Source organism: Mesorhizobium sp. M0590 (genome assembly GCF_040320905.1).
Taxonomy (GTDB): Bacteria; Pseudomonadota; Alphaproteobacteria; order Rhizobiales; family Rhizobiaceae; genus Mesorhizobium.
In genome coordinates this window covers 144454-166296 of the sequence record NZ_JAMYQN010000001.1, presented here as the reverse complement: position 1 = coordinate 166296, position 21843 = coordinate 144454, and the positions used below count along the sequence as shown (strand labels likewise).

At 61.3% G+C, this 21843-nt stretch carries 21 protein-coding genes and 1 tRNA gene; 13 read left to right on the top strand and 9 right to left on the bottom strand.

The genetic code is table 11. The features are described from left to right. Positions 1-40 precede the first annotated feature (40 nt). The 4 genes from NKI52_RS00830 (at position 41) to NKI52_RS00815 (ending at position 5650) form a co-directional block, all read left to right on the top strand. The gene (locus tag NKI52_RS00830; protein WP_352696798.1) at positions 41-505 is read left to right on the top strand and encodes a hypothetical protein; all 465 of its coding nucleotides are present in this window, start codon (positions 41-43) and stop codon (positions 503-505) included. Between the two features lie 299 nt (positions 506-804). After that, positions 805-3123 carry a CapA family protein gene (locus NKI52_RS00825; protein WP_352696796.1) on the top strand — a complete coding sequence of 773 codons (2319 nt, stop codon included), beginning with the start codon at positions 805-807 and terminating at the stop codon, positions 3121-3123. Between the two features lie 720 nt (positions 3124-3843). Beyond that, positions 3844-4269, top strand: coding sequence for a hypothetical protein (locus tag NKI52_RS00820; RefSeq protein ID WP_352451186.1), 426 nt, complete (start codon positions 3844-3846; stop codon positions 4267-4269). 175 nt (positions 4270-4444) lie between these two features. Further along, positions 4445-5650 (top strand): TadE/TadG family type IV pilus assembly protein, encoded by a 1206-nt coding sequence (locus NKI52_RS00815; protein ID WP_352574895.1) that lies wholly within the window; start codon positions 4445-4447, stop codon positions 5648-5650. Positions 5651-6023: 373 nt separating this feature from the next. Here the strand turns inward: NKI52_RS00815 and NKI52_RS00810 are convergent, their stop codons facing one another. The 3 genes from NKI52_RS00810 to NKI52_RS00800 form a co-directional block, all read right to left on the bottom strand. After that, a complete protein-coding gene (locus tag NKI52_RS00810) occupies positions 6024-7415 on the bottom strand; it encodes a UDP-N-acetylmuramoyl-tripeptide--D-alanyl-D-alanine ligase (RefSeq protein ID WP_352570596.1) in 1392 nt (463 codons plus the stop codon). A gap of 1083 nt (positions 7416-8498) precedes the next feature. Then, positions 8499-8575 (bottom strand) — tRNA-Arg (locus NKI52_RS00805). 47 nt (positions 8576-8622) lie between these two features. Beyond that, complete coding sequence (locus NKI52_RS00800) at positions 8623-9315, bottom strand: winged helix-turn-helix transcriptional regulator (RefSeq protein WP_352696794.1); 693 nt, start codon at positions 9313-9315, stop codon at positions 8623-8625. 174 nt (positions 9316-9489) lie between these two features. Between NKI52_RS00800 and NKI52_RS00795 the strand changes: the two genes are divergently transcribed. From NKI52_RS00795 to NKI52_RS00780, 4 genes are all read left to right on the top strand, one after another. After that, a complete protein-coding gene (locus NKI52_RS00795) occupies positions 9490-9816 on the top strand; it encodes a DUF1330 domain-containing protein (protein ID WP_023677873.1) in 327 nt (108 codons plus the stop codon). A gap of 121 nt (positions 9817-9937) precedes the next feature. Then, entirely contained in the window at positions 9938-10468 is a 531-nt protein-coding gene (locus NKI52_RS00790; RefSeq protein WP_352570595.1) for a hypothetical protein, read from the top strand. A gap of 135 nt (positions 10469-10603) precedes the next feature. Next, on the top strand, positions 10604-10894 hold the full coding sequence (locus tag NKI52_RS00785; protein ID WP_352451191.1) for a hypothetical protein: 291 nt from the start codon (positions 10604-10606) through the stop codon (positions 10892-10894). A gap of 41 nt (positions 10895-10935) precedes the next feature. Continuing rightward, positions 10936-11079, top strand: coding sequence for a glycine zipper domain-containing protein (locus NKI52_RS00780; RefSeq protein ID WP_198023575.1), 144 nt, complete (start codon positions 10936-10938; stop codon positions 11077-11079). A gap of 72 nt (positions 11080-11151) precedes the next feature. Here the strand turns inward: NKI52_RS00780 and NKI52_RS00775 are convergent, their stop codons facing one another. Beyond that, positions 11152-12315, bottom strand: coding sequence for a M20 aminoacylase family protein (locus tag NKI52_RS00775; protein WP_352451192.1), 1164 nt, complete (start codon positions 12313-12315; stop codon positions 11152-11154). 270 nt (positions 12316-12585) lie between these two features. Here NKI52_RS00775 and NKI52_RS00770 point away from each other — a divergent pair, with 270 nt between their 5' ends. Further along, positions 12586-13764, top strand: coding sequence for a D-alanyl-D-alanine carboxypeptidase family protein (locus tag NKI52_RS00770; protein ID WP_352457638.1), 1179 nt, complete (start codon positions 12586-12588; stop codon positions 13762-13764). Between the two features lie 4 nt (positions 13765-13768). After that, positions 13769-14896 carry a CobW family GTP-binding protein gene (locus NKI52_RS00765; protein ID WP_352589741.1) on the top strand — a complete coding sequence of 376 codons (1128 nt, stop codon included), beginning with the start codon at positions 13769-13771 and terminating at the stop codon, positions 14894-14896. A gap of 182 nt (positions 14897-15078) precedes the next feature. Here NKI52_RS00765 and NKI52_RS00760 read toward each other — a convergent pair whose 3' ends face one another. The 5 genes from NKI52_RS00760 to NKI52_RS00740 all read right to left on the bottom strand — a co-directional run bounded on the left by NKI52_RS00760 (position 15079) and on the right by NKI52_RS00740 (position 19023). Further along, on the bottom strand, positions 15079-15366 hold the full coding sequence (locus NKI52_RS00760; protein WP_352574904.1) for a sulfurtransferase TusA family protein: 288 nt from the start codon (positions 15364-15366) through the stop codon (positions 15079-15081). 5 nt (positions 15367-15371) lie between these two features. Further along, positions 15372-16697 (bottom strand): L,D-transpeptidase family protein, encoded by a 1326-nt coding sequence (locus tag NKI52_RS00755; RefSeq protein WP_352574939.1) that lies wholly within the window; start codon positions 16695-16697, stop codon positions 15372-15374. 212 nt (positions 16698-16909) lie between these two features. Further along, complete coding sequence (locus NKI52_RS00750) at positions 16910-17860, bottom strand: acetyl-CoA carboxylase carboxyltransferase subunit alpha (RefSeq protein ID WP_023677882.1); 951 nt, start codon at positions 17858-17860, stop codon at positions 16910-16912. Positions 17861-17959: 99 nt separating this feature from the next. Then, the gene (locus NKI52_RS00745) at positions 17960-18877 is read right to left on the bottom strand and encodes a site-specific tyrosine recombinase XerD (protein ID WP_023677883.1); all 918 of its coding nucleotides are present in this window, start codon (positions 18875-18877) and stop codon (positions 17960-17962) included. Next, positions 18874-19023 carry a hypothetical protein gene (locus NKI52_RS00740; protein ID WP_023677884.1) on the bottom strand — a complete coding sequence of 50 codons (150 nt, stop codon included), beginning with the start codon at positions 19021-19023 and terminating at the stop codon, positions 18874-18876. The genes NKI52_RS00745 and NKI52_RS00740 overlap by 4 nt, the downstream gene beginning before the upstream one ends. A 158-nt stretch (positions 19024-19181) precedes the next feature. Between NKI52_RS00740 and NKI52_RS00735 the strand changes: the two genes are divergently transcribed. Genes NKI52_RS00735 through NKI52_RS00725 form a run of 3 tightly spaced genes read left to right on the top strand, consistent with a single transcriptional unit; the run spans position 19182 to position 21816 of the window. Continuing rightward, positions 19182-19784, top strand: a complete 603-nt coding sequence (locus tag NKI52_RS00735; protein ID WP_352457618.1) for a shikimate kinase — start codon at positions 19182-19184, stop codon at positions 19782-19784. Beyond that, positions 19781-20923: a 3-dehydroquinate synthase gene (gene aroB, locus NKI52_RS00730; RefSeq protein WP_023677886.1), complete on the top strand. Its 1143-nt coding sequence runs from the start codon at positions 19781-19783 to the stop codon at positions 20921-20923. Before NKI52_RS00735 ends, aroB begins: the two co-directional genes overlap by 4 nt. Beyond that, positions 20920-21816 carry an HlyC/CorC family transporter gene (locus tag NKI52_RS00725; protein WP_023677887.1) on the top strand — a complete coding sequence of 299 codons (897 nt, stop codon included), beginning with the start codon at positions 20920-20922 and terminating at the stop codon, positions 21814-21816. Before aroB ends, NKI52_RS00725 begins: the two co-directional genes overlap by 4 nt. The last annotated feature ends 27 nt before the right edge of the window (positions 21817-21843 follow it).

Below are 21843 nucleotides of genomic sequence, written 5' to 3'. Positions count from 1 at the left end.
TGAGTTTATCGATTCTGCTCAAGCTAAGGAGAGTAAGGTTATGAACACTGTTTCGCCGACTGCAACACCGAGTGTTTCGCTAAGTGATGCGGCGACACTCGTTGCTTTGACTTTGAAACGCACCACAAACAAAGCGGGACAGCCGCGAACCCGTGCAAGAATGTCGTACAAGACATTCAGGCGCCTGACTGGACGGCGTGTCGGCGGGGCGGCGTTCGTGAGAGGCTTCACGGAGGAATTGTTGAAGCTAGGCTGGCTGATGGTCCGTATGCCATCGGCTTACGGCTTCGTGCGCGCCGCCTCCCTCGACAAGTGGCGTCTCATAAAATCAAATATGGTCGCGGAAGAACTTAAGGTGATTAAGGAGGGATCTGCGGCGAAGGCATTGGAGAGTGCTCGGCAAGAGCTCGCTGGATCGGGTGAGAATAACGGTTCAGCAGGCGGCCTCAGTAAGGCAGTTCGAATAAGCGGAGAGAAGAAAAAGCCGGTCGCAAGCATCGGATAGATGTGCCTCGTCAGGAGATTGATTTGTGTAGCCCCCATCAGGGGCAGGCGAATTGAGGCCAAAACGCTGCCGGAAGCTGGGCTGCAGACTCGGATCCAGCTTCCCACCATGGAGCGAAAATGCGGCCTCAGAGCATGTTGAAGGACAATCTCCACGCCCTGTAGAGAGTTGGCCTCAGGGCAACCGACGGCATGTCCTTTCGATCAATTTCAGCACCCGTCGGCGAAAGGTTCGCAGGATTGCGGAGCGCAAGACTTGTGAATTCTTGCGTCTCAGCGTTCGCAGAAGAAGCAGTAGCTTTGGAGAAAAAGATGGCGACTGGATCTGTTTACGTCTGGGAGCGTTGCGATTCAGATTTTACTGGCGGCCGGGTGCATTCAACCGAGGTCGAACTGCCTTATCTTTGCCAAAACACGGGGAGGCAAGGGCTGCGTGGGCGGTACGTGGACGTAATCGGTCATCCAGCCACGGATGTTCACTGGCCCACGGGTGAGATGGGCGAAGCACTGCCCGACAAGCAAGGTAACTATGTTTTCAAGCCTTTCGGCGGCGGAATTCTTGGTGAACAGGAAGGTTGTGAGGCCGCGGCACGCTTCGGCCAGGTCAACGTCTACTACCACGTCTCCTTGATAGCTCATCGAGTGAACGAAGTGCTGCGTTCACTCGGCGAGGGCCCGTTGCCGAAGGTCAGAGCGATCGTTAATGCGCACCAGCCGAAACAAGGGGGAGTTAACGGGGATCTGCTTCGGTTGGTGCCGGTCAAAGGGACCAAATACCGATATCCAGCAAGAATCGAAAATCTCGATGATTTTTCGATCCCCCTCTGTGGGGAATTGCTGTTCGGCCCGGGGCGTGCAGTCACAGCGGAAGGGTGGCTTCCACGAATTTCAGGCGGTGCTTATCTGTGCGACCCCTCGCACAATGCCAGTTTCATATATCAGGCATTCGGGTTTCACGTGGTGCGCCATACCGCTGACATCCAAGCTGACAGGCTGCATGCACCGCGCGCCAGTTTCAGTAAGCCTGGTCCCCTTGAGTACGCCTTGAGCGCATACTTTGCGGCCGCGATGCTGTCGACTCCCTACGTATGGTGTTGGCACCTCCGTCATGATGCCGAGTTCGTACCATCGGATACTCTTGCCAATGATTCGCGTATGGACGACGCCGAGATGCCACCGCCGGAGGCGCTGGTCGCGCAAGTCATAGCGGCGACAATGTGGGACCTACACAAGGCTTTTCCGGGAGACGAACTTACTTGCATTTCGTTAGTTGTAGCTGCCCTTTTGGCGCTGGGACGACTTTCTGATAGCCCGTATGCTCCTTCCGGAATTCGAACGCGCGCCCTCAGGTCACTTCCGAAGAGCTTTGCCTCGTGTTTGCTTCATGCAGACCGAATGAGATTCAGCAGCCGTTACGAAACACTGATCCGAAGCGTTTTTGAGAAGCGTGGGATCGGCTTTAGTTCTTCAGCGGTTGAGACATTGTTGGCACCCTCCGTTCAGCCACCCCTTTACCGCCTCGGTGAATCGGAAGAAGTCCGGCGCCATGTTGTAAAAATTCGCGAGAAGTTTTCAGAGGTCATAATTCCGGATGACATCGATCTCATCGACCCGGACCAACTTGAACAGTTCCTCTCTTCGTCCGCCAGCGCTCCGTACCATTTGGCGGCGGTCGGAGATGTGATGACCGGGATGCGGATGCGTCATCGTATCCGCAGGTTTGGCCCAGACTATGCCTTCGCCTGGGTCAGGCCGATCTTTAGACGCTGCGCTTTGATAACGGGAAACCTTGAGGGGCCGTTCTCCACCATCTCTGAGAAAGCAGGTACCACTCGGAACTACTCATACAAAGTGGACCCCAAGTCAGCCTCTGTCTTACGTCGTGCAGGCTTCGCTGCCATGACTGTCGCGAATAACCACATTCAAGACTGCGGTCGGGGTGGCGTGGTTGAGACGCTAGCCACGTTAGAGCGACAGTATATCCAACCGTACGGTGGTGGTAGGAACCAGAGCTCTGCTTACCACCCGGCGATTTTTGATGGCGCAGATATCCGCATCGGACTTCTCGGATATTACTGGAACCGTCGAACAGCGGCTCGTGGCGAACTTCCAGGCTCCGCACAAGATGTGCCCGAATTCGTCGAGCGTGATCTGGCCCAACTTCGTCCACTGGTCGATCGGATCGCCGTGATGGTACATTGGGGTTTGCCATACCAGCGCCAACCTACCGAGCAAGACCGCATGAAAGCACGGCTATTTATCGACCTGGGTGCGGACGCAGTCATCGGCCATCATCCCCACATCCTTCAGCCGATCGAGATTTATAATGGTCGGCCGATATTATACAGTGTCGGCAATTTTGCATTTGGGTCCGGAAACAGCAAAGGGGAGTCCATTCTGCCTTGCTTCCACTTTGGTGCGAAGCAGATCCGTTTAGATATTTATCCAGTTTACGCTCAAAACAGAGATCCGCGCCTCGACTACCAACCAAAGACAATGGGAGGAGCAGCCGGTCGCGCGACAATCGATCGGTTGCTGGCGTTGTCGCCTGGACTCGCCGATGTTGTCGTAGCCGTTCAAGACAGATGCCTTAGATTGGCCATCCCTGCACTGGCGTGAGGCTCCGAAGCTCATGCGTATGCCGTACGCGGATTTGCACTGGGTTCCTCGATCGCAATGGCGGCGCGAGCGATACGTGCCGACAAAACAAGGAGCCGATACCCTGTCACGCAGGACGCTGAGGTGCCGCGGAGGCGTCGCTTGCGAACATTGCGAGGACCAGACGTGGAGGAACGAACTCTTTACTGCTCAGCCGGTTTTGATTTGTTTAGCTGCCGCTAATGGGATATGTCATCCCTGCGGGATCGTCCATGGGAGCGACAGGTGCGATTTCTAATCCGTCTGTTAGGGGCAGTCGTCTTAGGCTGTAGTCTGACGTATTCAGGCCAAGTACTTGCCTGGAAGGTCGGCAAAGGTACGACCTCAGCAACTATTAACGGCATAAAGTTGACAGTATACACCTATCATCCGAAGAACTGTTCCAATCCATCGATCCTGTTCGTGTTCCATGGACTAAGCCGAACGGCCGAATCCTACCGAGACTACGCGCAGCCTCTTGCGGATCGAAATTGCCTGATCGTTATGGCGCCGCTTTTCGACCTGGAAAGGTTCCCAGGCTGGAGCTATCAGCGGGGAGGCATTGTCAACTCGGGCACAATTCAACCTCGGGACAGGTGGACTGTCTGGTACGTGAAGGGCTTGGTAAACTGGGCGAGGGCCCGAGAGGGGCTGCCGACTGCCCAGTATTACCTTTTTGGGCACTCGGCGGGAGGTCAATTCATGTCGCGTGTTGCAGCATTTGCCTTGTCGGATGCCAAGAGAGTGGTCGTAGCCAATCCGTCGACCTACGTATTGCCTTCCCTAGCAGAGGCGGCAGCCTACGGGCTGGGATGTCTCTCCTCGGGCTGCGTCTATACGCCGGATCAAGCCTCTCAGGAGTTGAAGGCCTATCTGGCTTTGCCTCTAACGATCTATCTTGGAGAAGACGACACTGGCGATGTCGATCTAAACGAAAGCGCAGCTGCTATGCGCCAAGGAGAGACGCGTTTGGATCGGGGGCAGTTCACTTTTGAGCTGGCGCAAGCTGTCGCGACCGCTAACGGGTGGCCTTTCAATTGGCGTCTCGTGATTTTGCCGGGTGTCGGACATTCGGCACGCGACTTGTTGCAGTCTGACCAGGCTCAGCAAGTCTTCGGCCTTAAGTAAAGAATTAGCACATCGCTGACTTCAAGGTCTGCCGCGTTTCACTCAGCTCAATGAGCAGCGAGACAGCTTGCATCGCCTTTTTGCCGAGCGTGAATTGCCGCTGCGTTTTGTTGTTCTAATTTAGTAAATTCTAAACCATCTTCGGTCTAAGTTGCTCTTAAGAGAGGGCTTCTGGATGCGGAGACTGAAAGATCTGCCGCCCGAAAAACGGGGGAACTTTGCCGTCGCGATGGCCTTAATGGTGGTGCCACTGGGCTTGGCCCTCGGCCTTAGCATTGACTTTACCAACGCCGCTTCCTGGAGATCCAAGCTGCAGGAGATAGCCGATTCGGCGGCTCTTGTTGCTGTCGAGAGCGACGGAGGAAACGAAGCAGCCGTCCAGGCCGCGAAGAATTGGGCGCTGGCCAATGGCTCCTTCGTGACCGGCGCTGTCGTTGGGGTGAGCATCACCACTCCTTCTGCTGGGACGCGAGAGGCGGCGGTTGAAATCTCAGCTGGAATGCCAACCGCTTTCATGAGTCTTGCTGGAATTCGGAGCATTAACCTTCACGCGGCGGCAACGGCCCGAAAAGCCGCGCCGGATTATTGCTTCTATGTCCTCGATCCTGCCTCAAATGGAGCGCTGACGGTAATGGGTTCCGGGGGGCTTTCGGTGCCAAACTGCGGTATCCAAGTGAATTCCTCCAGTCCAAGGGCACTGAGGCACGTTGGAACCGGAAAGATTGTCGCCAGAAAAATCTCTATAGTGGGCAATTACCAAGGCGGCGGTTACACCATCATCCCGAAAACCAACCAACCCGAACTTGCAGACCCCCTTGTCGATCTACCGCAGCCCGTTCCACCGAACGGCTGCGACTACAGTGATCAGATGCTGACCGATGTTACCATTCCGGCCGGCCGGGTGTTCTGTGGAAACATTGACCTCGATGGAAATGTCGTTCTTTCTCCCGGAGTTCACTATTTTCAGAACGCAACAGTGAGCATCGGCAGCCATGTGAATCTCTCGGGCGACGAAGTCACGATATTCGTTGACTCCGAGTCAAGCATTATTCAGTCAGCAGGCAAAGGTGGCGTAAGGATTTCGGCTCCCACGAGTGGCATTTACGCTGGCATCGCTATCTTCGGGTCACGCACAGTTACGCCCTCTGTGCCCACGGTCTCATTGTCCGGAAACAAAAACTACTTAATTGAAGGGGCTATCTACCTGCCCCATCATCGTTTTCGGATGAGAGGGACAACAGACCTGAAGTCGACTGCCAACTCAGGTTGGATTGTTGCGTGGCAATTTTTCTATAGTGGCAACTCGAGTGTGGCCCTGGACTGGTATGGTGCGACTCCGCCGAAAGGCCTTGGAGACTTAGGAATAGTGCTCCTTCGCTGAAGCAATACTGATGTCAGTGCTCGGCACAGGGCTAATCTTTGTTGTTGCTGCATTGGGCTCGGACCAACCAACCATTCCCGGCGGCTGCCGTTATATGCATGGCCGAAATGACCGAGCGGGCATGACTGTGCGCAGCTCTTCGGTTGGCGGCGTCCAGCCGGCGCTACCCTGGTCACCCGGAGGCAGCACAGATCGAATCAGGCGGCGAAGCACAATTTTCCGCCAAGTGCCTGAGACTGTTTGGTAGTGGAACCAGTCATGGGCGGAGCTGATCTCCGGTCAATTTTTCTGCTTTGGTCCAAAAAAACAGCGAAATTCGACGAATCTCAACGTTTCGGGCACTCCTCAAACACCGATGCTATATCGCGGCGGACTAGCGTCCAAATTGCCGGCGCAAGCGAGTTACAACTTCATGCAGACCCATGGCATTCGAAGCTTTCACAAGAAGGCGGTCCTTCGCGCGCAGGATAGTGGCGAGCTCGGGCAACACATCGTCTGCTGTCGCGAAGTGTGGGCCGAGGAGGTACTCCGGCAGGGCACGACGGAGATATGTCATCTGCGTCCCAACCGTGATCACCATATCCAGATCGGCCGCGAGAACGGGTTCCGCCAGACCGGCGTGAAATTCGGCCGATCGTGGCCCGAGTTCCCGCATGTCGCCAAGAAGGGCAAGCTTTCGGCCCCCACTTGCGCGCTTCCCCTCAGCGAGTGCCGCCAGCACGGCGGCCACCGATGTCGGATTCGCGTTGTAGGCCTCATCGACGACATGGATCTCGCCGGACGCGAGGGCGATGCGTATGACTTCGCCACGTCCGTGGATGGCCTGCACCTCCCCGAGCGCATTGGTCGCAGCTCCCAGATCAAGGCCGAGCGAATCGACAGCCGCCAGCGCGCTGAGGCTGTTGACTGCCATGTGCCGCCCTGGATTACCTAGCTTGTAGGCGAAATCCCGGCCCTTCAGGACCGCACGCACCAGTTGATCTTCGTGCGAATAGTCCACGAGCCGGTAGTCGGCCTTAGCATGTCCACCGAAGGACACGACCTTCGCCCCGAACGACAGCGCGCGGGCTCGGAGATATTCGAAATGCTCGGAATCCCGAGGCATGATCGCAGTGCCGCCCTCAGCGACATCGTACAGGCGGGCTTTCAACTTGGCGATGGCCTCACGCGAGCCGTACTCTTCGAGATGGGCGTCGCCGATCGTCGTGATAAGAGCGACATGCGGCTTGAGCGCAGATACCTCAAGGAGCCGCCGAAAAAAGCCAATCGACACCTCGACAGCGTGGATGCCATCAGGGGGAAGGTTGGCGATCAGGCCGAGCACGCCGGAGACGGTATTGAAGTTTTCGCCCGGAAAAGGTGGATAACCAGCTGCGGTGAGAATGACGTTGATCATCGCCGTGGTGCTCGTCTTGCCGACGCTGCCGCCAACCGCGATCAGGCGTCCGCCGTAAGCAGACCGCGCTCGCTCGGCGAGATACTTCATGGCGACGCGGACCGAAGCCACCCGGAGCAACGGCAAGCCTTCGAAGTTGGGCCGGTACTCTCGGTCCGCGAGGAGCGCGAGCCCCTGTCGCCTGAAGCGCCTGATCTTCCTGGGGTGTACTCCGTAACGGTAGGTGCCAACGCGCGGGATGACGAGCGCGCCGGGGCCGATCAGTGCGTCGCAGAAGGCTATGCAGTCGGTCGTCCAGGCTTCCGGCAACTCGCCTTCCCATATGCCTCCGGTGATCTCCGCAAGCTCAGCCTTCGTCCAAGGGTGCATTTCTCCCCCTGTCCTGCCGATCGACCCGAATCACGTTAACCCGCGCCCCGGCCACCTTGAATAGGTGGCCGTCCGACATCCCTGTCCTGTGGTTCGATCACTTTCAGCCAATTCCGCTCAATGTGCAATGGTTCCGGGTACCACCTGAGACCTTTGCCGGGTTCAAAGCGGCCTTCGCCAAGCCCACTACTTTAACGACCACATCCGCAATCACTTTTGAGATCGTCTGGTTGGGACCGATCACGATCTTGGATGAGCGAAACCATCTGTTCGAACGCTAGTCACCTATTCATCGAGTTCAACGGCTCATGGTCGGGGAGACAGTGATGCAGCACCTCGCCAAGGTTTCGCTTGTCGAACGTCTGGCCACAAACGGGGCAGAACTCGAAATATCCTGCTTCGTCGTTGGCCGGCGGCCCGTGGCGCTTGCCCTTGATGCCGGTTGCGGGGTTGTTGGTTCGATCTCGTCTCACGTTGGTCGCCACCGCACGTAACTTTCATGGGGACGGGCCGACAGCCGATCGGGGGTTCCAGCGGGCCGCCGGGCCTACCGGCTGCCAGTGGCGCTGCCGGGTAGAGTCAATTGTAGGCCATTTCATGCGTCATTACTAATACAATAAAATGATAGCGTTCCGTTCCTCTAGCCGCCAGACCGGGCGCGTCCATTCCCCCTATGATGCGGACTTTGGTGGACAATCCGCCCTAAGGGGACGGATGGACACACGAGTCGAGTTCGACCTCGTGATCGATGATGCCGATGTTCGCATTCTTACTCGCCGCGGTCTCGATTGAACGACGAAGTAGCGAGACCTTTCGGCGCCGCCAAGGAGACGTCGACGCTGACGGTCGGTAGCGGCTGTCGTCCGTCGTCTCGGTGCGTCGAAAAACGGGCAAGTTGATTGGGAACAACGATTACCTACCTCGATTTAGGCATCGTAGCGCCGCGCTTCGCAGCGGTTTTGGGCCGCTTCGCCCTGGAATATGTGTGCCCAAAGTCTGAAGGTCTGCGAAATTCGCCGTACTTATTTCGCAAAAATCCTGCAAAAAAAGTACGGCGATTTCGCGCTAAGTACTTGAAAAACATGGTGATCCCGACAGGAATCGAACCTGTGACCTACAGATTAGGAATCTGCCGCTCTATCCTACTGAGCTACGGGACCATCGCGCCCGACACATAACCGCTTCGGGACGTTTCGCCAAGAGGCAGCTAGGCAGCTCGCTTGGGTTCGACCGCGAACGGGCTCAGGCCCAGCCAGGTCTGCATTTTACGGGCGATATTCTGGTCTCCCGTCAAGATGACTTTCGCCCCGGCCTTCTCGACGGTGATCAGGCCCATCCAGATTTCGGTCATGGTGTGCAGGTCGGTCGAGACGTAGAGATCGACATCGAAGCCCGGATCGTACCAGCAGAGGTCGACCTCGCCGTGCTTCTCGACGATCAGCCACCATGACCGCTTGGAGGCGGGGAGCTCCTGATACAGAAATTGTATCACCGTGCGGCCGTCGGGCAGCGGTGACGCGTTGAGGTTGCGCCGCATGTCCCACATCAGCAGCGACGGATCGAGGTTCTTCAGCGACAGCCGCGACTCGACCCATTTCTGCCCCCAAAAGCCCATCGCCTCGACAACGGAACGCAGATCCCTGCCTGCCTCGGTCATCCGGTATTCGAAGATGCCTTTCTCGCCGCGCACCTCCTTGCGCTCGACGATCCCGGCCAGCTCGAGCTCCTTGAGGCGTTGCGACAGAAGGGTCGGCGACATTTTGGGGACGCCGCGGCGCAGATCGTTGAAACGGGTCGAGCCCGCCACCAATTCGCGAAGCAGAACCATGGTCCAGCGGGTGCACAGCACCTCGGCGGCCATCGATAGCGGGCAGAACTGCTTGTATCCGGACTGGGTCATGATGTTGCCTTCCCCTCAAACTCAGCCGGGATCATAGGCCTTCCCCCGCGGCACGGCGAGTACAGAAACTGTACCACACCAGTACAGATCGCGGACTGGCTGGCGCGACCCTTGCCGTGCGACCCCTCTGCCGCTGCACGGGATACCCCTGTGCACGACCAGGAGACATGACCCATGACCGCTTACGTTATCGCAGACATCAAGGTGAGGGACCCGAAGTGGATGCCGGCCTATGCCGCGTCGGTCCACGACCTCGTTCACAAGCACGGCGGCAGATATCTGTCGCGCAGCGGCAATGTGAAGACACTCGAAGGCAAGCCGCTCGACACGACGCTGATTGCCTTGATGGCGTTCCCGACCGAGGCAGCGGCGCGCGCCTTCACCGACGATCCTGCCTACGCACCGTTCGTTTCGGCCCGTCAGGGCGGCAGCGACAGCCGTTTCCAGCTGATCGACAACTCCGATCTGGCTGGGACGATCCCGTATCTGCCGAAGGGATGATCTTCCCCTGCATTCGTCGCATCGGGATAGGGATCTCCCAGCAACAACAGCCACAGCGCCCACCTGCCGGACCTCCTTACCTCCGGCGGCCAGCCGGGCTGTGCTTTTCAAGAAGAATGGAATGACTATGACAATCAACTTTCGCAATAGAGTTCTCGCTGCCGCGGCGCTGCTGTCGGCCTGCACTGCGCTGGCGCAGGCGCATCAGGCAGCGCCCGCGTCCGGTCCCAATCCGCTGGCCGACAAGGTACGCGCGGCCAACAGCCGCTTCGAGAATGTGGCGGCGGCGACCGCTGAGGGCTATGCGCCCATTCCTTGCGCCAGCGGCATCACCGGCGGCGCAATGGGCATCCATTACGTCAATCCGGGCTACCTCAAGGACGACGCGGTCGATGTCGCCAAGCCTGAAGCCGTCATGTACGAGCCGATGGCCGACGGCACGCTAAAACTGATCGCGGTCGAATACATCACCTCGAAAGGCCCGGCCTCGCTCGACGGACATCTGTTCAACTTCAACAGTGCGCCCAATCGCTATGGCCTCGGTCCGTTCTACGAGCTGCATGTCTGGGCCTGGAAGGGCAACCCGACCGGCGCGTTCGCCGATATGAACCCGAACGTGTCGTGTGAACCGACGACTGCTGCCAGCCAGTAAGCAGCCGAGCCAGGCGGCGCCAACGCCGCCTGGCCGCGCTGAATTGCGGGGCAGCCGGCAACGGGCGCAAAGACGGCTCAGATAGCGGAACTTTCGGGATGCCGGCGCGCTTTAGTGTCCCGAAGGAGAGACCGCATGAGCGCGACCAAAGAGTTCTTTGAAACCTGGCTGCAGGAGAATGTCGGCAATCTGCCGGCCGAGAGCGAGGTGAGCGTCGCCGTCCTGGCGCAGCAATTCGAACAGGATGCCGACGCTGCCGGCTATGGCCACGAGGTTCGCGAAGACGAGCTCGGCAATATCCAGGAGGCGATCGAGGCAGCCCTGACGAAGGCGAGGACAGGCGAAGAGCCGCAGGCTGCCGACGACAATGAGCTGGCGCCGGTCATGGAGGCGCTGGAGGTCGAGGATCCGAAGAGCGGACCGTAGCGGTTGCGGCTCTTCCCTTCCACGCTACATGACCGGGCATAATGGATGCCAAACACCTCACACTTGGCGTCGTGATCGGCGTGGCTATCGGCGTCGTGTTGGACAACATTGTTGCGGGCATCGGTATAGGTATTGCTCTGGGCATTGCCTTCGGCCTTGCCCGGAAGTCGTCCGGCCGGAAGTGACCAGCAGAGCATGTCCTGCCCGGTTTTGCCGCCCAGAGGTGCCGCGGTTGCCGCACCGCCGATGCCGAACGGCTACGCCGCCAGCGCCGTTTCCGCCAGCTTCACCCAATAGCTCATGCCGTGCGGGATGACCTCGTCGTTGAAGTCGTAGGCTGGGTTGTGCAGGCCGGCGGTATCGCCATTGCCGATGAAGATGAAGGCGCCCGGCCGCGCTTCAAGCATGTAGGAGAAATCCTCGCCGCCCATCACCGGCTGGATCGCGCGGTGCACATGGCTGTCGCCGGCGACGTCGGCCGCGATGTCGCTGGCAAAGACCGTCTCTTCCGGATGGTTGAAGGTGACGGGGTAATTGGCATTGTAATCAACCTCGATTGTCGCGCCGAAGGCAGCGCCCAGGCCTTGGCAAAGCGCGCGGATGCGCTCTTCGGCCTTCTTGGCGACCTCCTTCTTCAGCGTGCGTACGGTGCCGGCGATCTCGGCCGTCTCGGGAATGACGTTATAGGCGTCGCCGGCGTGGAATTTCGTCACCGAGACGACCACCGCCTCGACCGGATCGGTGCTGCGCGAGGCGATCGTCTGCAATGCGCCGACAAGCTGGCTGGTGATGACGATCGGGTCGATGGTGCCGTGCGGCATCGCCGCGTGGCCGCCCCGGCCCTTGACGGTGATGGTGAATTCGGCGGTCGCCGCCATGATTGGACCCGGCCTGATGGCGAACTGACCGACCGGCAGGCCCGGCATGTTGTGCATGCCGAACACCTTGGAGATACCGAAGCGCTCCATCATACCGTCCTTGACCATCTCGTTGCCGCCGCCGCCGCCCTCTTCGGCCGGCTGGAAGATGACCGCGACGGAGCCGGCGAAATTGCGCGTTTCGGCGAGGTATTTGGCGGCACCCAACAGCATCGCGGTGTGGCCGTCATGACCGCAGGCGTGCATCTTGCCGGGGACGGTCGAAGCATAGGATTTGCCGGTGATCTCGTTGAGCGGCAGGGCATCCATGTCGGCGCGCAGGCCGATGGTCGAGCCTTCGCCGTGGCGGCCGCGGATGATGCCGACGACGCCGGTCTTGCCCAAACCCGTCACGATATCGTCGCAGCCGAAAGCCTTCAGCTTCTCGGTGACGAAAGCGGCGGTCTTGAAGACGTCGAAATTCAGCTCCGGCGTCTGGTGCAAATGGCGGCGCCAGCCGGCCACCTCGTCCTGCATTTCGGCGGCTCGGTTCAGGATCGGCATGATGGTTCCATTTCGCTGTTGGAGCAGGCGGTCTTGGCCTGCTGCTTTGCAATTGTGCCTGCTGCCTTGCAACCATGCACGCTGCTTTGCATTGTGCTGCTGCTTCCACATTGTGATCGGCAGCACTTTGCCATGTTGACGTCACATAGAGTAAATAGCACCGCGACTGTGGTCCGGGAACAGAGGGCCGGACCATTATCCTGGCGATCGTGTAACGAAATCTTACGGAGCCAGGTGGGACTGCGGCAAGAGGCTATTTCGGTTTTCATGATGCGCTACAGGCATTTCCTCAAACTGTTGGTGGCGGGCACGGTGGTGCTTGCGGCGCTGGCCGGGCCTGCCTTGGCCAATCCGACAATCCTGTTCGACCTGAACAGCGGCAAGATCCTGCAGCACCAGGAGGCGTTCAGGCGCTGGTACCCGGCTTCGCTGACCAAGCTGATGACCGCCTATGTGGCGTTTCGGGCGATTGCCGCGGGCGAGGTCCAGCTCGATTCGCCGATCAAGGTAACGAAACATTCTGCCGGCGAGCCGCCGAGCAAAATGGGCTTCAACCCGGGCTCGGTGATGCGGTTGGACAATGCGCTGAAGATGATGCTGGTCAAATCGGCCAACGATATCGCCATGGCGGTCGGCGAGAATATCGGCGGTTCGCAAGCGGCTTTCGCCGAACGCATGAACGCCGAAGCGCAGAGGCTCGGCATGAGCGGGTCCCATTTCGTCAATCCGAACGGGCTCTATTCGCCGGACCAGTATACGACAGCGCGCGATCTCGCTTTGCTGGTGATGGCGATTCGCAAGGAATTTCCGCAATATGCCCCCTGGTTCTCGATCGAAGGCCTTGCCGTCGGCAAGAAGGCGATCTCCAACTACAACCTGCTGATCGGCCGCTATCCGGGTGCCGACGGCATGAAGACGGGTTTCGTCTGCTCGTCCGGCTTCAACATGATCGGCTCGGCGACCCGCAACGGCCGCACCCTGGTCGCCGTAGTGCTCGGCGAGCAATCGGCCATTACCCGCGCCGAGGCGGCGGCAAAATTGCTCGACCAGGGCTTTGCAACGCCGGCGCCGAGCTGGCTGACGGTAGCGGCGCTGCCCGCCTATGGCGACACCATGTCGGCCAACGACATGAATGACGAAATCTGCAAGAAGAAGCCGGTCGAGGAGCAGTCGGAAACCGCACCCGCCGTCGGCGACAAGGGCAAGGACGTGCCGAAATCGCCCTATCAGGAAAAGCTCGACCATGTACCGACGCTGATCGCCGTCGGCCTCGGCGGCGCCACGGGACCGAAGCCGAAGGCGATGCTCGACGCCTCCGGGCAGGAATATGCCGACGTGCCGCTGCCGACATGGCGGCCGGACCGGGCGCCGCCGGCCGGCGCCGAGCCAGTTGTGGCCGGATCCGCCACCGCCGCGCAGGTCCAGCAGCCGGCCAAGGCGCTGAACTAGCCGCATGGCCGGTTTCCCGATCCCCGTTTCGGTGCTCACCGGCTTTCTCGGTGCCGGCAAGACGACGCTGCTCAATCGGCTGCTCCGGGATCCGGCGCTCGCCGACACCGCCGTCATCATCAACGAGTTCGGCGAGGTGGCGATCGACCATCTCCTGGTCGAGCAGGCCTCCGACGGCATCATCCAGCTCTCCGACGGCTGTCTCTGCTGCACGGTGCGCGGCGAGCTGGTCGACACGCTGGCTGACCTCGTCGACCGCCTGCAGACCGGCCGCATCGACCGGCTTGCCCGCGTCATCGTCGAAACCACCGGGCTCGCCGATCCCGCCCCCGTACTGCAGTCGATCATGGCACACCCGGCCCTGGTCCAGGCCTTCCGGCTCGACGGCGTCATCACCCTGGTCGATGCCGTCAACGGCAATGCGACGCTCGATGCGCATGTCGAGGCGGTGAAGCAGGTGGCCGTCGCCGATCGCATCGTGCTCAGCAAGGCCGACCTGACCACGGATGCAGGCGATGTCGAGGCGTTGCGGGCGCGGCTCAGGCAGCTCAACCCGGGCGCCGTGGTGCTCGACGCCGGCGAGGCAAGCACCGCGACCCTGTTCGATAGCGGCCTCTACAATCCGGCCACCAAATCCGTCGATGTGCAGCGTTGGCTCGGCGAAGAAGCCGGCCACGACCATGACCACGGCGGGCATGACCACGGCGGGCATGATCACGACGGGCATGACCATGCCGACCATGATCACCATGACCACAGGCACGATTCCCGCGTGCGTTCGTATTCGCTGGTTCATGACGGGCCGGTGCCGTTTTCGGCAATCGAGATGTTCCTCGATCTGTTGCGCTCGGCGCATGGCGAGCGCCTTTTGCGGATGAAAGGCGTCATCGAGCTTGCAGAAGACCCGTCGCGGCCGCTGGTTATCCATGGCGTGCAGAAGATCCTGCATCCGCCGGTGCAACTGCCGGCCTGGCCGGACAGCCAGCGCGGCACCAGACTGGTGCTGATCACGCTCGACATGCCCGAAGACTATGTCCGGCGGCTGTTCGCCGCCTTCACCAACCGGCCGTCGATCGACACGCCGGATCGCGCAGCACTGGAAAGCAACCCGCTGGCTATTGCCGGATCGTGATCTCCCCCCTTGAGGGGGAGATGTCGCCGAAGGCGACAGAGGGGGTCGCCTCGGCTGGCGCGACCCCCTGTGGGACGAAAGAAAAGGTTGGCGCTTCACGCGCGGCAACCCCCTCTGGCCTGCCGGCCATCTCCCCCTCAAGGGGGGAGATTATCCCGCTCAGCCGCTTTCGCCCGAACGAGCTAAGTCGAGACGCAGCCGATCCCGCGCTCGACCAGGAAGCGGTGGCCGCCTGACGCCGCCGCCGTTTCGATCAGCCGATGGCCGCTCTCGGCGCAGAAGGCGGGAATGTCGATGACGGCGAGCGGGTCGGTGGTTTCGAGCCACAGCCGGCTGCCCGGCTGCATTGCGGCCAGGCGCTTTTTTGCCTTGAGCACCGGCAACGGGCAGTTCAAGCCTTTGAGGTCGTAGACGGCGGCGGGGCTAGTTGAGGGCCTGTGTTCTTGGCCCCCATCTTCTTGCTCAAGCATGAAGTTCAGCCGCCAAACATGCCGAGCAGCTTTTTCTTCAACCTTGTCGCCGTGCTTTCGGCGTCCGCAGCCTGCGTTTCGACTGCCGGGGCGGCTTCCGATGGCGCTACGGTGGCGGTGGCGACAGGCATCTCGGCGGCGGTCTTGGCAGCTTCCTTTTCGGCGAGCGGCTGGGCTTTGGCAGCTTCCTTCTCGGCCAAGGCCTGTGCCTTGGCTGCCTCTTTCGCGGCCTTGGCCGCTTCTATGGCGGCAAGCCTTTGTTCCTCGGCCTTCTGCTTGGCGGCCTTTTCGGCATCGAGCGCCGCCATCTTGCGGCCCGCCGGCGAATCGATGCGGCCCATGCGCGCCGTTTCGGCCACGGTGCCGTCCGGGTTGAGCGAGGGCGGCTCGATCGGAACGCGTTCGCCGCGCGCACGCCGTTTCGACCAGTCGGAAACGATGCTGGCTTCCTTGATCCCGGCGATGGTCGGCTTGGGTGCCGGCACGCTGGCCTTCATGGCGCCGTTGAAGGCCGCCTCATAGGTGCTTTGATAGGCGTTGATGGCGCTCTTCAGCGAATCGGGCTGGGTGGTCGCAGGGCAAGCGCCGGTCGGATTAAAGGTCGAGCCGTCGGCCGCAACCTGGTTGAAGACGTAGCGCTTCTCGCAGACGTCGACTTTCGGCGGCACCTTGGTGACTTCGAAATTGTCGTAGCCGACCTTCAGCATCTTCCAGAATTCGTAGTTCGGGTCGTTGCGGTAACGCGCCATGTTGGCGGCGGTCATGCGGAACGGAAAAGCCTGGATCTGGAATTCGGTCTGGCCGCCCTGGAAGGCGTCGCGGCCGAAGGCGTAGATCTGCTCGATCTGCGCGTCGGTCATCGAATAGCAGCCCGACGACGAGCAGGCGCCATGGACCATCAGGTTGGAACCCGTGCGGCCATTGGCGCGGTCATAGGCGTTCGGGTAGCCGATATTGAAGGACAGGTGGTAATTCGACCGCGGGTTCATCTGTGCCGGGCGGACCGTGTAAAAGCCTTCCGGCGCCTGGCGGTCGCCTTCGGTGAACTTCGGCCCGAGCTTGCCCGACCATTTGCAGATGTCGTAGCTGGCGACCAGGTCGTAGCGGCCGTTGGTCTTGGCCTTCCAGATTTCGAGCTTGCCTTCTTCCTTGAAGATGCGGGCCATCACCGAGGAGGTGCGGACCATGCCCTTGGCCTTCATCTCGGCCAGGATCTTGTCCGGCAGCGGCTTGTTGGCTTGCGGCGCAAAATCCTTCATCGAAGCATCATTGCAACCGGCGACGCCGATCGCAGCGATCAGAACTCCGGTGCGGGCAAGCTTGGCAAACATGGATATGGCTATCGTCTTCATCTCTGCACCGCGGACGCCGCGGCTGCTAAACTGACCACTGACGGACCCTAAGCCCGTTAACCTTGAAAATTCCTTACCGCAATCATGCTGGCGCGTCCCCTTACGGCAACCCCACTGAGCCGAATGCGGCGGCATTTTTGTGGCGAAACTGGTTCACGCCGCCACATTTCGGGCCGCGTGCCTGCCGGATGTTATAGATTGCGGCCCATCGCCAGGTATTTCTCGCGGCGATGCTCGCGGAAATCGGTGTTGGCGCCGGAGAATTCCTTCATCGTCCTGGCGATGTGGTCGCCGGTTGCGGCGATCACCGTTTCGGGGGCGCGATGGGCACCGCCGAGCGGCTCGGCAATGATGGCGTCGATGATCTTCAGCTCCAGCAGGTCCTGCGCCGTGATCTTCATGTTGGTCGCCGCGTCCTTGGACCGCGTGGTGTCGCGCCACAGGATCGAGGCGGCGCCCTCCGGCGAGATCACCGAATAGATGGCGTGTTCGAGCATGTAGACGCGGTTGGCGGTGGCGATCGCTATGGCGCCGCCGGAGCCGCCTTCGCCGATCACCACCGAGATCGACGGCACCTTCAGGCCAAGGCAGGCCGAGGTCGAGCGGGCGATGGCTTCCGCCTGGCCGCGCTCTTCGGCGTTGACGCCGGGATAGGCGCCGGCAGTGTCGACCAGCGTCAGCAGCGGGATTTGGAAGCGGTCGGCGAGTTCCATCAGCCGCACCGCCTTGCGGTAGCCCTCCGGCCGGACCGAGCCGAAATTATGCTTCAGCCGGCTTGCCGTGTCGGAACCTTTTTCCTGGCCGAGGATCGCCACCGGCTCGCCACGGAAGCGGGCGAAGCCGCCGACGATCGCCTGGTCCTCGCCGAAATTGCGGTCGCCGGCGAGCGGCGTGAAATCGGTAAGCAGGCCCTTGATGTAGTCGATGCAATGCGGCCTGTCCGGATGGCGCGCCACCTGCACCTTCTGCCACGGCGTCAGCGCCTTGTAGGCGTCGCGCAGCGCATCGCGCGAGCGCTTCTCGAGACGGGCGATCTCATCGCCGACATCGACCGCCTCGCCGTTCTCGGCAAGCTTCTTCAGCTCAAGGATCTTGCCTTCGAGATCCTGCACAGGCTTTTCGAAATCGAGGTAATTGTACATTCTTGGGCGGACCGGCAAGTCGGAAGGCAATGACTGACGCAAGCCTGAAAATGCAGGCTGGGCGCGGTGGAACGTCGTTCTCACATAGCGGCATGACGCCTAGTCGGCAAGCGGATGATGATCGTTGACCAGACGCACCAGCCGCTCCTCCAGCACATGCGTGTAGATCTGCGTCGTTGAAATATCGGCATGGCCAAGCAACTGCTGCACGGCCCTGAGATCAGCGCCGTTCTGCAGCAGATGGCTGGCGAAAGCATGGCGCAGCACATGCGGCGATATCTTCGCCGTGGCAATGCCGGCCCGAGCGCCAAGCTCTTTCAGCTCGCGGGCAAAGACCTGTCTCGAGAGATAGCCGCTGTCGGAGGCAGCCGGAAACAGGAACGGGCTGTCGGCAAGAGCCGGCACCGCCCCCCGTGCGGCAAGCCATGTCCGCATCGCGGTGCGCGCCTTGGCCGACAGCGGCACCATGCGCTCCTTGTTGCCCTTGCCTCGCACCATGAAGAAGCGGTCGTCGCGCTGTGCCACCGTCACGGGAAGGCCGACCAGCTCCGAAACGCGCAAGCCGGTGGCGTAGAGCACCTCGACCAGCGCGTGCAGGCGCAGCGCCGCCAGCCTGTCGCCGTCATGCATGGAGGGGTCCACCGCCTCCTGCGCCGCGCGGTCGAGCAGCCGGCCGGTATCGGCCTCGCTCATCGTCTTAGGCAGCGGCCGGCCTTTCCTCGGACTGTCCAGCGTGCCGGTCGGATCGTCACCCCGCAGGCCTTCGGCGTAGAGGAACTTGAAGAACTGCCGGATCGCCGACAATTTGCGCGCCTGCGAGGTGGCGGCAAAGCCGCGCGCGGCGATGTCGTCGAGATAGGTACGGATGTCGGCGCTGGTGGCAGCGGCAAGCCCACCGCCGATCCCGACGGAAGCGTCTTCGAGGTCGCGGCGATAGGAGGAAAGCGTGTTTTCGGCCGCGCCGCGCTCGGCGCTCATCATCTCCAGGAAGGCTTCGATGCGGGCGGCGCTGTTCATTTTTTGGGATTGAGCTTTTCCGGAGGGATACGCACGCTCATTTCCGCCTTCCTCGGCTCGACGAACATGACCAGGGCGAACATCGCGCCATAGACAATGCCGGCCAGAATCGCGAGCGTCACGACAAAGCGAAACAGTGTTGGCATTAATTTTCGCCCGTCGTCTTATTCTGCATTTCCAACCCTGTGCCCTTATGAGACGCCAATCCGGCCAATTCAAGGGTGAAGCCCATAGTCCCGGTTGCGCCGCGCTTGACGCAAACAGGCTTTTGATGTCGATACGCCGCCAAAGAGGCCCTAGAAGCATGAACGCGCTACCAGCAAATCCTCCGGGCGAGAGCCATGCCGCGCTGCTCGGCCGGCTGGGCGGCCGTTCCATCGTCTTCGTCGGGCTGATGGGCGCCGGCAAGACGGCGATCGGCCGCAAGGTGGCGGCGATGCTGGCACTGCCCTTCATCGACAGCGACCAGGAGATCGAAACTGTTTCGCGCATGAGCGTCCCGGACCTGTTCGAGCGCTATGGCGAGGCGGAGTTCCGAGCACTGGAGCAGCGCGTCATCCTGCGTGTGCTGGAGCACGGGCCGCAGGTGCTGTCGACCGGCGGCGGCGCCTTCATGAACGCGCAGACGCGCGAGGCGATCGCCAGCCATGGCGTGTCGGTTTGGCTGAAAGCCGAGATCGACCTGTTGATGGAGCGCGTTTCCAAGAAACAGAACCGGCCGCTGCTGAAAAGCGCCGATCCACGCGCCGTGCTGGAACGGCTGATGGCGGAACGCTACCCGGTTTATGCCGCGGCCGACGTCGTCGTGCCGACCCGCGACGACCGCAAGGAGATCATTGCCGCCGAAGTGGTGGACGCGCTGCGCGGCCATCTCGGCGTTGCCGATATTGACGAGGTGCGGTCGTGAGCGCTGATGCAACGGTCTCTGTCGAAGTCGGGCTTGGCGAGCGTGCCTACAATATTTTGATCGGTCCCGGCCTGCTGTCACGCGCCGGCGCCGAGATTTCGCGCCGTCTGCCGGGGACGCGGGCGGCGGTCGTCACCGACGAAAACGTCGCGGCCGCGCATCTCGCGACGCTTGCGGCCGGCCTGGCAAGCGGTGGCATCCAACATGCCGTCATCACGTTGCCGCCAGGCGAAAAGACCAAGAGCTTTGCGCATCTCGAAGAGGTGGTCGACGGCGTGCTGGCCGCCAAGCTGGAGCGCGGCGACGTCGTCATCGCGCTCGGCGGCGGCGTCGTCGGCGACCTCGCCGGCTTTGCCGCCGGCATCGCGCGGCGCGGCATGAACTTCGTGCAGGTTCCGACCTCGCTGCTGGCGCAGGTCGATTCCTCCGTCGGCGGCAAGACCGGCATCAACAGCAAGCGCGGCAAGAACCTGGTCGGGGTATTCCACCAGCCTAGGCTGGTGCTGGCCGACACCGAAGTGCTCGACACGCTGCCAATCCGCGAGTTTCGCGCCGGCTATGCCGAACTGGCCAAATACGGGCTGATCGACCGGCCCGAGTTTTTCGCCTGGCTGGAAGAAAACTGGCGTCAAGTGTTTGCCGGCGGGCCGGAGCGGGCTGCGGCCATCGCCGAGGCCTGTCGTGCCAAGGCCGACGTCGTTGCCCGCGACGAGTTCGAGACCGGCGACCGCGCGTTGCTCAATCTCGGCCACACCTTAGGTCATGCGCTGGAGGCGGCGACCGGCTATGACGGCGCAAGGCTCGTGCATGGCGAGGGCGTCGCCATCGGCATGGCGCTGGCGCACCGCTTTTCGTCAAGGCTCAATTTGGCGAGCCCCGACGACGCGGCGCGTGTCGAGGCGCATCTTCGCGCCGTCGGTCTGCCCTGGCGCATGGCCGACATTCCCGGCGAACTGCCCGATGCCGAGACGCTGTTCTCCTTCATCACCCAGGACAAGAAGGTGTCGCGCGGCGCGCTGACCTTCATCCTGACGCGCGGCATCGGCCAGGCCTTTATCGCCCGGGATGTGCCGGCCTCGGAAGTGCTGGCGTTCCTCCGGGAGAACCATCCGGGTCGGCAGGAAAGCCGCCCGGGATGAGCCAGGCCGGCTGGATCGCGGCTGCCGTGCTCGCCGGCCTCGGCCTGCTGGGCTTCGTCTTGCGCCGGCGCCTGCTCGCCGCCTTCGGCTACGAGCTGCAACGCATCGAGCCGCAGCGCTCTGCGCGCGAGGAACTGCGCGGCGCCGTCGACGATTTCCGCCGCGACGGCCAGGTGGTGCGCGAGGACCGCGCCCGCATCGGCGGCCTGTTCGACCTCGAGGAGCTCGAAGTGTCGGACGTCATGGTCCACCGCACGAATATGCGCTCCGTCAACGCCGACGACCCGCCCGAAGCGGTGGTTCGCGAGATCCTGCAGAGCCCGCACACCCGCATGCCGTTGTGGAAGGGTTCGCTCGACAACATTGTCGGCGTGCTGCACGCGAAGGATCTGCTGCGCGCGCTGAACGAGGTCGGCAACGATTTTTCCAGGATCGACGTGATGAAGATCGCGTCGAAACCGTGGTTCGTGCCCGACACCACGACGCTTCAGGAGCAGCTCAATGCCTTCCTGCGCCGCAAGGCGCATTTCGCCATCGTCGTCGACGAATATGGCGAGGTCGAAGGGCTGGTGACGCTGGAAGACATCATCGAGGAGATCGTCGGCGAGATCGCCGACGAGCACGACATCGACATCCAGGGCGTCAAGCAGGAGGCCGACGGCTCCGTCGTCGTCGACGGCACGGTGCCGATCCGCGACCTTAACCGGGCGCTCGACTGGAACCTGCCGGACGAGGAAGCCACCACCATCGCCGGCCTTGTCATCCACGAGGCGCAGTCGATCCCGGACGAAAAGCAGGCCTTTACGTTTCACGGCAAGCGCTTCGTCGTCATGAAGCGCGACAAGAACCGTATCGCGCGGCTGAGGATCAAGCCGGCGATGCTTGGAGAATGACAGTGCGCACCTTGTGGCAGCCGTGGG